The organism is Patiriisocius sp. 208BN25-11 (genome assembly GCF_058147145.1).
The window spans coordinates 218,649-231,045 of the sequence record NZ_JBYVJY010000002.1 but is presented as its reverse complement, the minus strand read 5'-3'; the positions used below and the strand labels follow the sequence as shown (position 1 = coordinate 231,045).

At 36.4% G+C, this 12,397-nt stretch carries 14 protein-coding genes; 8 read left to right on the top strand and 6 right to left on the bottom strand.

Annotation, left to right across the window (positions count from 1 at the left end; genetic code table 11):
- The first annotated feature begins 5 nt into the window (after nucleotides 1-5).
- Nucleotides 6-1,100: a redox-regulated ATPase YchF gene (gene ychF / locus ACY2RS_RS03930; protein ID WP_490097307.1), complete on the top strand. Its 1,095-nt coding sequence runs from the start codon at nucleotides 6-8 to the stop codon at nucleotides 1,098-1,100.
- A 220-nt stretch (nucleotides 1,101-1,320) separates the two neighbouring features.
- On the opposite strand, the gene ACY2RS_RS03925 is transcribed toward ychF, so the two are convergent.
- Nucleotides 1,321-1,782, bottom strand: coding sequence for a DUF1572 domain-containing protein (locus tag ACY2RS_RS03925; protein WP_490097306.1), 462 nt, complete (start codon nucleotides 1,780-1,782; stop codon nucleotides 1,321-1,323).
- A 1-nt stretch (nucleotide 1,783) separates the two neighbouring features.
- Nucleotides 1,784-2,089 carry a hypothetical protein gene (locus ACY2RS_RS03920; protein WP_490097305.1) on the bottom strand — a complete coding sequence of 102 codons (306 nt, stop codon included), beginning with the start codon at nucleotides 2,087-2,089 and terminating at the stop codon, nucleotides 1,784-1,786.
- 175 nt (nucleotides 2,090-2,264) lie between these two features.
- Between ACY2RS_RS03920 and ACY2RS_RS03915 the strand changes: the two genes are divergently transcribed.
- The 4 genes from ACY2RS_RS03915 to mscL all read left to right on the top strand — a co-directional run bounded on the left by ACY2RS_RS03915 (nucleotide 2,265) and on the right by mscL (nucleotide 7,887).
- Nucleotides 2,265-4,115: a DNA topoisomerase IV subunit B gene (locus tag ACY2RS_RS03915; protein WP_490097304.1), complete on the top strand. Its 1,851-nt coding sequence runs from the start codon at nucleotides 2,265-2,267 to the stop codon at nucleotides 4,113-4,115.
- Nucleotides 4,116-4,205: 90 nt separating this feature from the next.
- The gene (locus ACY2RS_RS03910) at nucleotides 4,206-4,565 is read left to right on the top strand and encodes a four helix bundle protein (protein WP_490097303.1); all 360 of its coding nucleotides are present in this window, start codon (nucleotides 4,206-4,208) and stop codon (nucleotides 4,563-4,565) included.
- A 44-nt stretch (nucleotides 4,566-4,609) separates the two neighbouring features.
- Nucleotides 4,610-7,384 (top strand): DNA gyrase/topoisomerase IV subunit A, encoded by a 2,775-nt coding sequence (locus tag ACY2RS_RS03905; protein WP_490097302.1) that lies wholly within the window; start codon nucleotides 4,610-4,612, stop codon nucleotides 7,382-7,384.
- A gap of 65 nt (nucleotides 7,385-7,449) precedes the next feature.
- Complete coding sequence (gene mscL, locus ACY2RS_RS03900; protein ID WP_490097301.1) at nucleotides 7,450-7,887, top strand: large-conductance mechanosensitive channel protein MscL; 438 nt, start codon at nucleotides 7,450-7,452, stop codon at nucleotides 7,885-7,887.
- A gap of 1 nt (nucleotide 7,888) precedes the next feature.
- On the opposite strand, the gene ACY2RS_RS03895 is transcribed toward mscL, so the two are convergent.
- From ACY2RS_RS03895 to ACY2RS_RS03885, 3 genes are read right to left on the bottom strand one after another with little or no spacing between them, the layout of a single operon-like run.
- Nucleotides 7,889-8,701: a VF530 family DNA-binding protein gene (locus tag ACY2RS_RS03895; RefSeq protein ID WP_490097300.1), complete on the bottom strand. Its 813-nt coding sequence runs from the start codon at nucleotides 8,699-8,701 to the stop codon at nucleotides 7,889-7,891.
- Entirely contained in the window at nucleotides 8,698-9,090 is a 393-nt protein-coding gene (locus ACY2RS_RS03890) for a hypothetical protein (RefSeq protein ID WP_490097299.1), read from the bottom strand. Before ACY2RS_RS03890 ends, ACY2RS_RS03895 begins: the two co-directional genes overlap by 4 nt.
- 40 nt (nucleotides 9,091-9,130) lie before the next feature.
- Nucleotides 9,131-9,574, bottom strand: coding sequence for a helix-turn-helix domain-containing protein (locus ACY2RS_RS03885; protein ID WP_490097298.1), 444 nt, complete (start codon nucleotides 9,572-9,574; stop codon nucleotides 9,131-9,133).
- A gap of 279 nt (nucleotides 9,575-9,853) precedes the next feature.
- On the opposite strand from ACY2RS_RS03885, the gene ACY2RS_RS03880 reads away from it, so the two are divergent.
- The 3 genes from ACY2RS_RS03880 to ACY2RS_RS03870 all read left to right on the top strand — a co-directional run bounded on the left by ACY2RS_RS03880 (nucleotide 9,854) and on the right by ACY2RS_RS03870 (nucleotide 12,100).
- Nucleotides 9,854-10,975 (top strand): M14 family zinc carboxypeptidase, encoded by a 1,122-nt coding sequence (locus ACY2RS_RS03880; protein ID WP_490097297.1) that lies wholly within the window; start codon nucleotides 9,854-9,856, stop codon nucleotides 10,973-10,975.
- 60 nt (nucleotides 10,976-11,035) lie between these two features.
- The gene (locus ACY2RS_RS03875) at nucleotides 11,036-11,512 is read left to right on the top strand and encodes an Lrp/AsnC family transcriptional regulator (RefSeq protein ID WP_490097296.1); all 477 of its coding nucleotides are present in this window, start codon (nucleotides 11,036-11,038) and stop codon (nucleotides 11,510-11,512) included.
- Between the two features lie 72 nt (nucleotides 11,513-11,584).
- Nucleotides 11,585-12,100, top strand: a complete 516-nt coding sequence (locus ACY2RS_RS03870; protein WP_490097295.1) for a DinB family protein — start codon at nucleotides 11,585-11,587, stop codon at nucleotides 12,098-12,100.
- A 4-nt stretch (nucleotides 12,101-12,104) separates the two neighbouring features.
- Here the strand turns inward: ACY2RS_RS03870 and ACY2RS_RS03865 are convergent, their stop codons facing one another.
- Nucleotides 12,105-12,386 (bottom strand): hypothetical protein, encoded by a 282-nt coding sequence (locus ACY2RS_RS03865; RefSeq protein ID WP_490097294.1) that lies wholly within the window; start codon nucleotides 12,384-12,386, stop codon nucleotides 12,105-12,107.
- Nucleotides 12,387-12,397: the final 11 nt, after the last annotated feature.

Below are 12,397 nucleotides of genomic sequence, written 5' to 3'. Positions count from 1 at the left end.
AACTCATGAAAGCAGGAATTGTAGGATTGCCAAACGTTGGTAAATCAACCCTTTTTAATTGTTTGTCAAACGCCAAAGCACAGAGCGCAAATTTTCCTTTTTGTACCATAGAGCCAAATATTGGTGTGGTAAATGTTCCAGATGATCGTTTGGTGAAGCTTGAAGAATTGGTAAACCCAGAAAAGGTATTGCCTGCTACTGTTGAAATTGTAGATATTGCTGGTTTGGTAAAAGGAGCAAGTAAAGGTGAAGGATTAGGGAATCAGTTCCTCGGAAATATTAGAGAAACCGATGCTATTTTACATGTATTGCGTTGTTTCGATAACGACAATATTGTGCATGTTGATGGAAGTGTAGATCCTATTCGCGATAAGGAAACTATCGACATGGAATTACAGTTAAAAGATTTAGAATCTGTAGAGAAAAGATTAGAGCGTGTAAAACGTTCTGCTCGTACAGGTGATAAGGAAGCTCAAAAAGAAGAAGCTATTTTGGTGAAAATTCAAGAGACTTTATTACAAGGGAAATCAGTACGTACCCTAGATTTTTCAGAAAAAGAAAGAGAAGACTACGTGAGTAAAATGCAGTTTATTACAGACAAGCCTGTGATGTATGTGTGTAATGTAGATGAAGATGCAGCTGTAAATGGCAACGCATATGTGGAGAAAGTGAAAGAAGCCGTTGCTTCTGAAAATGCAGAAGTAGTTATTCTGGCAGTAGGTACAGAAGCAGATATTACAGAGTTAGATTCTTTTGAAGAACGCCAAATGTTCCTAGAAGATCTAGGCCTAGATGAGCCAGGTTCAGCAAAATTAATTCGTGGTGCCTATAAATTATTAAACCTACAGACGTATTTCACTGCAGGTGTCAAAGAAGTGCGTGCTTGGACCATCCCAATTGGAGCAACAGCACCGCAAGCTGCAGGAGTGATTCATACAGATTTCGAAAAAGGGTTTATTCGTGCTGAAGTAATAAAATACAACGATTATGTGGAGTATGGTAGTGAAGCCAAAGTAAAGGAAGCTGGTAAAATGGGAGTTGAAGGGAAAGAGTATGTGGTGAATGATGGTGATGTGATGCATTTTAGATTCAACGTTTAAGGAGAAGTTAGACCGCTGCGCTCACTATTAGACTGCTTCGCTGTTAGAGGCTAGACCAGTCGCTGTGCAGAACACTTTTCTGTGTGGTAAACCACTACAGAAGCTGTTAGAAAATGAATTTAAAAAAATTGCGCAGTTTTTTTAAGTCTATCAGCCGAAGGCGATCTATCTTCTATCAGTGAGCAACGCGAACGGTCTAACAAGGAGCACAGCAACTGTTCTACGAAACCATTTTCTTCAAAAATACGATCTGCCCTAAATGATAATGACTATGCTCAATAACACCTACAATATTTCTATAATAGGTCCCATAGGCCTCCTTTTTAAAGGTTTTTGAAATATTATTGGGGTCAAGCTTTGTTAAGTGTGCAATAAAGATATCTACGCTCGCAAACATATTATGAAGGACCGTTTCCCATTCTTTTTGGCTATGGATAGGAGGATGCACAAAGCTTAAGGCGTCGCTCGCATCTAGAGCGTTTCCGTCTAGTACATTGTTAAGTGCGTCCATGTAGTATTGGGTGTGAAATACAAGGGTGTGAATGGTATTAAAGTCTTGAACCTTCGTGATAGCTTGTTCAAAGGTAACGTCTTTTAATACGGCTGAGAAATTAACACCTGTATAATTCCCTCCGTAATAGAGATCGTTCACTTGTTTTTGGATGAGCGGAAGTATATTCATATTATTTCATATCTAAATGAATCCCACTCATTAAAAACTCAGAAACTTCATAGGGTGCAATCAGTACAATTACGATAGGCAAAAAGCAACAAACGGCCAGAATTTTTGAATGGGTGTCTTTTGAATCTAAACTGCTTTTGTTTAGACCGTTACAGAAAGCTAGAATGAGTAAGTAATACCCTAAATAAATAGCAAATGGTACTACTAAAAGTCCTGCAAAACCTCCAAAAGCTAATAGGACGATTGAGCTAACTACAGAAATGATAATAACAAGAATAGATAGTATTTTAATTACACGTAATAGCATAAGGGAAAAATACAAATTCTTTTTATTAAAAGTATGTGTGCTTTCAAATTTAAATCTCTAAAAAATAACCTAGGTTGTTCACAATTTTTATGTGTGAATTGTTAATTACTTTGTGTTGGATATTTTCCAAGTTTGTCTTGTAACAGGTATATTTAACAACTATTCACACGATTTTATGGCAGACACTAAATATACCGAAGATAATATACGATCCCTCGATTGGAAAGAGCATATTCGAATGCGTCCTGGGATGTATATTGGAAAACTTGGAGATGGTTCATCACCAGATGACGGGATCTATATTTTATTAAAAGAAGTACTCGATAACTGTATTGATGAATTTGTTATGGGTGCTGGAAAGACCATAGAAATTCGCATTAAGGACAAGCAAGTTAAAGTGCGTGATTATGGGCGTGGTATTCCATTGGGGAAAGTAGTAGACGTAGTGAGTAAGATGAATACGGGAGGAAAATACGATTCTCGTGCCTTTAAAAAGTCTGTAGGTTTAAATGGTGTGGGTACCAAAGCAGTAAATGCACTATCTACATACTTTAGAGTAGAATCTGTACGTGAAAATCAAACTAAGTTTGCCGAGTTCTCTCAAGGAGAATTAAAAGAAGAAAGTGGTGTAGAAGAGTCTAGTAAACGTAAAGGAACAAAAGTGACCTTCATCCCAGATGAAGTAATATTCAAAAATTACAAATACCGTAACGAGTACGTAGAAAAAATGCTACGTAATTACGTGTACCTAAATCCGGGACTTACCATCGATTTTAATGGCGAAAAGTTCTTTAGCGAAAATGGATTAAAGGACCTCTTAAATGATAACATGGCAGAAACAGACATGTTGTATCCTATCATTCATTTAAAAGGAGATGATATTGAAGTTGCTATTACGCATAGCAAAACTCAGTATAGTGAAGAGTACCATAGTTTTGTTAATGGTCAAAACACGACACAGGGTGGAACACATCAAGCTGCCTTTAGAGAGAGTTTGGTGAAAACCATTCGTGAATTCTATGGAAAGAACTACGAAGCAAGTGATATTCGTAAATCTATTGTAAGTGCCATTTCCATCAAGGTGATGGAACCCGTTTTTGAGAGTCAGACCAAAACCAAATTAGGTTCTACAGAAATGGGTGGTGACTTACCTACAGTACGTACTTATATCAATGATTTTGTAAAAAATAAACTCGATAATTTCTTACACAAAAATAGCGATGTAGCCGAGGGCTTGCAACGTAAAATCATGCAAGCAGAGCGTGAGCGTAAAGAGCTTTCTGGAATTCGAAAGTTGGCGAAAGATCGCGCCAAAAAAGCCAACCTACACAATAAAAAATTACGTGATTGCCGTATTCATTTAGGGGATACTAAGAAAGAACGTAATTTAGAATCGACCTTGTTTATTACCGAGGGAGATTCGGCAAGTGGGTCTATTACCAAAAGTAGAGATGTAAATACTCAGGCCGTATTTAGTTTAAAAGGAAAGCCTTTAAACTGCTACGGACTAACAAAAAAGATAGTCTACGAGAACGAAGAATTTAATCTCCTACAAGCGGCTTTGAACATTGAAGAGTCCATGGAAGATTTGCGATATAACAATGTAGTAATCGCAACAGATGCCGATGTAGATGGAATGCACATTCGTTTGTTGTTAATTACCTTTTTCTTGCAGTTCTTTCCTGAAATTATCAAAGAAGGACATTTGTATATTTTACAAACACCACTCTTTAGAGTACGTAACAAGAAGAAAACCATTTATTGCTATACCGAAGAAGAACGTATTAATGCCCTAGAAGAGTTAAAGCCAAAACCAGAAATCACCAGATTTAAGGGTCTTGGTGAGATTAGTCCTGATGAGTTTGTGCATTTTATTGGAGAAGACATTCGTTTAGATCCTGTGATGTTAGACAAGCAAATGAGTATAGAAGAATTGCTGAAATTTTATATGGGCAAAAATACGCCCGATAGGCAAGAATTTATTATTAATAACCTAAAGGTGGAATTGGATACGGTGGAGGATTAAATAGTTTACAGTAATCAGTATCAGTAGGCAGGTTTTGAAGAAAATATCATGGAGCATAGAATATGGAGCATGGACTTTAGATAATAATTGATGGCTAGACATAATTTTAGAAAATTAAACATTTGGATTGATGGAGTTGCTTTTGTGAGTTTGAATTACGAAATCACTAAGACATTCCCTAAATCAGAGACATTTAACCTAGCTAGTCAAATGAATAGAAGTGCTGTTTCGATTCCGTCTAACATAGCAGAAGGATCTTCAAAGGCTACAAACAAACACTTTAAAGCATTTTTGGAACATAGCTTAGGATCTGCTTTTGAATGGGAAACACAGCTTGAAATAGCTAAAAACGAAGCATACGTGACTATTGACATGTATGATAAAATGATTAAAGAAATTCAATCTTTACAAAAAAGAATAGGAAGTTTTATAGATAAACTAACAAGTTAGTCCATGTTCTATAATCCAAAATCCATATTCCTTAAATGACAAATATGAGTGACGAAACGCATCATAACGAAGAAAGCTTAGAGCCAGAAGAAATCAAATCAGAGAACCTAGAAACAGAAAAAGATGGTGATTTGGTTCCTGAAGAAGAAGGAATTGAAGATGGTGAAACCATTACCCGTGTTACGGGTATGTATCGTGAATGGTTCTTAGACTACGCTAGTTATGTAATTCTAGAACGTGCTGTTCCTGCTATAGAAGACGGTTTTAAGCCGGTACAGCGTCGTATCATGCACTCCATGAAAGATCTGGATGACGGACGCTATAATAAAGTGGCCAATATCGTAGGGCATACCATGCAGTATCACCCGCATGGAGATGCAAGCATAGCCGATGCCATGGTGCAAATCGGACAAAAAGATTTACTCATAGACACCCAAGGAAACTGGGGAAATATACTAACGGGAGATAGAGCAGCAGCTTCTCGTTACATTGAGGCACGTATTTCTAAATTTGGTTTGGATGTTATTTACAATCCAAAAATCACTAAATGGCAGGCCAGCTATGATGGGCGTCGTAAAGAGCCTATTAACTTCCCCGTGATGTTTCCGTTGCTTCTCGCTCAAGGGGCAGAAGGGATTGCTGTTGGACTTTCAACCAAGGTACTCCCACATAATTTCATTGAGTTAATCGATGCCAGTATCAAACATCTACAAGGTAAACGTTTTACCATCGTTCCAGATTTCCCTACAGGAGGAATCGTCGATGTGACGAATTATAATGATGGCTTACGTGGTGGAAAAATCAGAAGCCGCGCACGTATCGGGCAACATGATAAAAATACCTTGGTGATTACTGAAATTCCCTTTGGTACCAACACCAGTTCTTTAATTGATTCTATCTTAAAGGCGAATGATAAAGGAAAGATCAAAATTAAAAAGATAGAAGACAATACCGCTGCAGATGTAGAAATCTTAGTCCATATTCCTTCCGGAATTTCTCCAGACAAAACCATAGATGCCTTATATGCGTTCACAAATTGTGAAAACAGCATTTCGCCATTAGGCTGTGTGATTGAAGACAACAAGCCTTTGTTTGTCGGTGTAACTGAAATGTTAAGACGTTCTACAGATAGAACCGTCGACTTACTAAAGAGCGAACTCGAAATACAATTAGGCGAGTTTGAAGAACAATGGCACTATGCGAGTCTAGAACGGATTTTTATTGAAAATAGAATTTATCGTGATATTGAAGAAGAAGAAACCTGGGAAGGTGTCATCGCTGCCATCGATAAAGGTTTGAAACCGCATATCAAGCATTTAAAACGTGCTGTTAACGTAGAAGATATTACGCGTCTTACCGAAATTCGTATCAAGCGTATTTCAAAATTTGATATCGATAAAGCACAGCAAAAAATTGACGCTTTAGAAGATAGTATTGCTCAAGTAAAGCATCACTTAGCAAATCTAATCGACTATGCCATCGATTATTTCAAACGTCTCAAAAAAGACTATGGTGAAGGCAGAGAACGCAAGAGTGAAATTCGTGTGTTTGATGATATTCAAAAAACGAAGGTGGTGATTCGTAACACGAAACTCTATGTAAACAGAGAAGAAGGATTTATTGGTACCAGCTTACGTAAAGATGAATATGTAACAGATTGTAGTGATATAGACGATATTATTGTATTCACCGAAGACGGAAACATGATGGTAACTAAGGTAGGTACTAAGACCTTTATTGGTAAAAACATTATTCATGTAGCGGTCTTTAAAAAGAAAGACAAACGTACTACCTATAATGCTATTTATAAAGATGGTGCCAAAGGTGCTACCTATGTAAAGCGTTTTAATGTAACGGCAATTACAAGAGATAAAGAATACCCAATTACACAAGGGAATAAAGGAAGTAAACTTTTATACTTTACTGCAAACCCTAATGGAGAAGCAGAGATTGTAACCGTGCTATTACGTCAAAGCGGTAGCGTCAAAAAACTAAAATGGGATCTGGACTTTAGCGACTTGCTCGTAAAAGGAAGAGGTTCTAAAGGAAATATTGTTACCAAGTATTCTGTAAAACGTATTGAACTCAAAGAAAAGGGAGTTTCAACCTTAAAACCTCGTAAGATATGGTTTGATGAGACTGTACAGCGTCTTAATCTAGATGAGCGTGGTGAATTAATTGGTGAGTTTAGACCTACAGATCGATTATTACTTATCAATCAGCGTGGTTTGGTGAAGACCGTAATTCCAGAAATTACCATGCATTTTGATGAGGATTTAATCGTTATGGAAAAATGGGATCCTAAAAAACCTATTAGCGCCATTCACTGGGCAGGTGAGAAAGAATTGTTTTATGTAAAACGTTTCTTAATCGAAAACCCAGAAAGAGAAGACAATGTTTTAACAGATCACCCTAAATCTTATTTAGAGGCTGTTTTTACGGCTTATAGACCTCAGGCTGAAGTTGTCTTTACAAAAGAAAGAGGAAAGGATAGAAAGGACAATCTTGTAGTAGATTTAGAAGCCTTTATTTCACCAAAAGGAATTGGTGCTCTTGGAAATCAATTAACAAAAGACAAGGTACTGGAAATAAATACGCTAGAACCCTTGCCATACGATGTTCCAGTAGAAACCCCTACTGAAGAATTAGAAGTGATTGATGAACAAGCTGTTGTAGGTACTAGGGCTAATGAAGCGCCTACTCCAGCATCACCAGCTGGTGGGGCCGAAGCATCACAAGCTCTAGAAACACCAAAAGCTCCTAAAGATGCTGGAGAAGAACCTCCTGTAGATGATGATGGGCAAGCGTTACTGTTTTAAATGAAACAGAAAAGAAAAAGCTATGAAGCTTCAATACATTATTTCTACACTTTAAATACCTATACATGAAGAGTTTTATCAACGAGTTCAAGGACTTTGCCATCAAAGGGAACCTTATCGATATGGCCGTAGGGATTATTATTGGTACGGCATTTAACAATGTATTAAACACCCTAGTCAAAAAAGTAATCATACCTCCCTTGTCTATGCTTACCGATGGTATTAATTACGCAGAGCGCAAACATATCTTAAAAGAAGCTGTTGGAGAAACTAAAGAGATCGCTATTGGCTATGGAGAGCTCATAGAAGCTCTCATCGATTTTACGGTGGTGGCTTTCACTATTTTTATCGTTGTAAAAGGAATCAATCGATTTAAAAAGAAGTCGGAAGATCCTAAAAACAAAAAGGTTTCAACACCTAAGGATATAGAACTGCTTGCCAAAATTGAAGAACTGCTTCAAGAGCAAAATGCATTATTAAAACAAACCAATTCGTCTGACTAGTTTATTTTTTTAATCGAATATAAAGGTTCTCTACTTTCTCACGCGCCCAAGGAGTTTTGCGCAAGAACTTTAGACTAGAGTTGATACTCGGGTTAACCGCAAAGCAATTAATGCGAACTTTCTCGTCTAGATATTTCCATCCATACGTCGCTACAAGCTCTTCTAATATGGCTTTTAAAGTAATGCCATGCAAAGGATTATTAGCTTGTTTAGGTTTAGATTCCTTTTTAATAAAAATACCAAACAATTCACTATTGGCTCTTGGCGCAATAGAGTTATGGGCTTTCGCAAACGTGTGGATATCAAATTGTTTTTTTAAATACCCTTCATATTCTTCCTGGGTGCCACCAAAGGGTCGTTTTTCTAAGTCACCTGTTAATGGGATATCAAACCATAGCCCCACTAATTTTCCTTTAGGAGCCAACAAAGATGCCATTTTGGTAACGTACTTAATACGATTCATTTTTTCAGGCACAAAAGAGCAGAAAAACGTTTGTTCTATGATGAGGTCATAGGTTCCTTTATGCTTGAAGAAATCTTGTTCTATGAGTTGCTCACCAGGGAAAGTCGGATTTCGTTTCTGAAATTCATCCAATGGAATATGCGAAATATCCAACACCGTTACATTGGTAAATCCTTGATTCCATAGGTATTCTGCCTCGTATGCATTTCCAGCACCTGGTATTAAAATGCGTAAATCTTTATTGGTTAGCTGATCAAAGTAGTTTTTTAATGGCGTAGACGGACTCCCAATATCCCAACCTGTACGTTCTTCTTCATAGCGCTGCGTCCAGTACTCTTTTTCAATGCTCATTCTGCTGAAATTTTAGTAACAGTACCTTTTTTTACTGGGTTTGCTTGATTTTGCTTTTTCACTACCATCTGAAATTCAAACAAATAGGTATTTTTAGTCGTGCTTAAAATCTTAAAATGAACCGCTTCTTTGTCATACGCGTTCTTTGGGTTTCGCTTGCGCATAATGTATTCACAATCATTAATCCAACGCACATTAAAGGTATCTGTAATACCTTTGTATTGTTCTATAGCAATACTATCGTTTCTTGTAAATGTTGAGGTGACAAGCTCTGTTCCTACCATTTGTTCAAAAGTGAAGGTTCCAGTTTTAAAATCGCTGCAATTGCGCTCAACAGAATAACAACTCGTAAGCAATAAAATGAGTACAAAAGAGGTGAGGGTGCGCATGTTCTTTTTTTACAAAGTTCTGCATTTATCTTTACATCTGCTAAGAGTTCGTATATTCTTTAAACGTCCCATTTTTATAAAAAACCACGATGCGCTCTATAAGGCCAGTATTTGATTTTTTTTCTGAAATTTCCTGAAATACGCTATTTTCTGAAATTCCCTGTTTTTTGACTCCTTTTTGTACTTCGGAAATTTCCGTAGCAATTTTTGAGTTTGATACTGAAACATCCGTCGTATTTTTTGAATCTAAATTTTTTAAAGCAGGGAAGGAGCCTTTTCCATTTAACAACCAATGCAATTCTACTTCGGGATAGGTCTTTAAAACTTTCATTACAAATTCTAAACTTGGCTTATTTCTACCCGATAGGAGGTGCGAAATAGTAGACCTGTTAAATTCAATTTCTTCCGAAAATGAAGTCGCAGAAAGTCCATAATAGGTGAGTATTTGCTGAAGTCTTTTAGAGAAATCTGAGGTGTTTACCATTGTAACATTGCTTGCGGGGATAGACTGTTACAAATGTAATGTATACAGATGTAAACAGCAATTTTATTAATAAAAAACGTAATAATTTGTAAACTATTACTTTATATAATATATTTTAATCATATGATAATAAATACTTTAATATTTAAAATTGTTTATCTGTTAAAATTGTAGCAATTTTTATAAGGTTTTGTTTACTGTTGTCCACAATTTCGTGTATAGATTTTGTTTACAATTGTAAACTTGTGTTTATTTACTTTTGTAAACACAAACTATTTCATGAACATCACTACTTGGTATTCCAGCAACTTTGAATCTTTTTTAAAAGGCAGATATATTACCCTAGAAGACATCCAACCTATATTCTCAGCCTATGCCGAAACTTTTAAAATTTCGGTAGCTGGAACTTCAGAAATGGGAAAAGAAATTCCCTTGGTGCATTTCGGTGTTGGAGAAAAAAAAGTACTGATTTGGTCTCAAATGCATGGCAACGAGAGTACCACTACCAAAGCATTATTTGATTTTTTTAAGTTTATAACCTCGAATACGAAAATTTCCGAAGCACTCTTAGCAAGTCATAGCTTTTACGTGCTTCCAATGCTAAATCCAGATGGTGCTGCCTTGTACACCCGCGAAAACGCTAGAAAAGTCGACTTAAATCGTGATGCGCAAGATTTGTCACAAAAAGAGAGTAGGGTGCTACGAAATCTATTTGATGAAATTCAGCCAGATTTGTGCCTCAACATGCACGATCAACGTACTATATATGGGCTAGCAGAAGGTTTTCCTGCTACGGTATCCTTTTTAGCTCCCTCAGGCGATGTAGAACGTACTGTAACACCTACGCGTATGGAGGCGATGAATCTTATTGAAAAAATGCATGGATATTTGCAGCATCTTTGTCCGAATCAAATAGGTAGATACGATGATGGTTTTAACTTAAACTGTGTAGGGGATACCTTTACAAGTCTTGGAGTGCCTACTATTTTATTTGAAGCTGGTCATCATAAAGATGATTACGAACGAGAAAAAACAAGAGGGTTTATCTTTTATGCACTGATAGCCTTATTTGATCTTGACACCGTTTCCGAAAATACGCAGACGTATTTTGACATTCCAGAAAACCAAAAAAACTTTCATGATATAGTTTTATATCATGTAAATATATCAGGCATGGAAGCGCTACAAACCCTTTGTTTTCAATACAAAGAGGTATTGTTGGATGGCACCATAGTTTTTGAGTTGTATCTGGATAGTATTCAGGAAACTACCAAAGTGTTCGGCCACAAAACTTTTGATTTACAGGGAGGTAGCGTATTATTGAATTCTCAAAGAAATTTTGATATTGGTCAAAAAATCACAACAATTTTCGATGAACAACAAAATATAATGTTAATTTAATATTCATTTTAGGTATTTCTTTTGGTAATCATAGTAACTTTGTAGCTCAAAATTGACTACATGAAATTTAAATTAGACGCCACAGATCAAAGCATACTTGATATGCTTATCGAAAATACAAGAACACCGTTTACAGACATCGCAAAAAAGCATGGTATCTCTGCAGGTACGGTGCATGTAAGAGTAAAAAAGATGGAAGAAGCTGGAATTATAACAGGTTCATCACTACGATTAGACTATAAAAAACTAGGGTATTCATTCATTGCCTATGTTGGTATTTACCTTCAAAAAACATCACAAACGCAATTTGTGTTAGAACGTATTAATGAAATTCCATTTGTAACTGTTGCTCACGTAACTACTGGTAAGTTTAATATTTTTTGTAAAATAAGAGCTAAGGACACTTCACATGCAAAAGATATTATCTATCTAATCGATGATATTGAAGGGGTTACACGTACAGAGACCATGATTTCTCTAGAAGAAAGTATCAATGACAAAAAACGATTAATGCATTCTATTTTTAGAGCTTTATAAGTTTATCATAATTTTTTCTTAACCCACTATTTATCTGGTAGTGGGTTTTTTATTTTAGCTGAAATTTTCGAAATGACAAGATCGCAATTAAAAGATACAGACTACTTAGCCTATTACAAGCATTACATAGATTTAGCTCCAGACAAATCTCTTCCTTCTGTTTTAGATCTTGGTTTAGCGCAAACACTGCGTTTTTTTGAGGCTCTCCCCGAAGACAAGCATATGTATACTTACGCAGAAGGGAAGTGGACTCCAAAAGAGATTTTGCTGCACTTAATAGATACAGAGCGTGTTTTTGCATACAGAGCACTAACCTTTGCTAGGTCTGAAAATGAAATACTTCCTGGTTACGATCAAGATGTTTTTGTGGCAAATAGCCGCGCGAACAAAACAGATATGACAACATTGATAAAAGAATATGTAGCTACTAGAGCCTCAACCTTGGCATTGTTTAGGTCGTTTTCTGAAGAAGAACTAACTCGTAAAGGGGTGGCAAGTGGGGCAACGCTTTCTACAGCTGCGGCTGGCTTTATTATAGGCGGTCACGAAATACACCATTGTAATGTGCTAAAAGCAAAATATCTATAATAGATTATTCACCACTTTTATCTGAGATTTCGGAAATAGGAATATCCGCCTCTTCGATTTTGTAGTCATCACTATCAAAAGTAGCCATACTGTCTACTAACTTAGAACTCACTTTTACCAAATAGATAACTTCATCAGTACGTACTTCGACGGCCTCGATGGTTTCGTTTTTTGCATTTTTAAAAGTAATAATAGCGCCATCATCATATCCATATGGATACTTTTCTACTAAAAGTGAAAGAATCTCTGGTGTTAACTTTTTGAAGTCTACAATTTTACGTAGCATAACATTTGGTA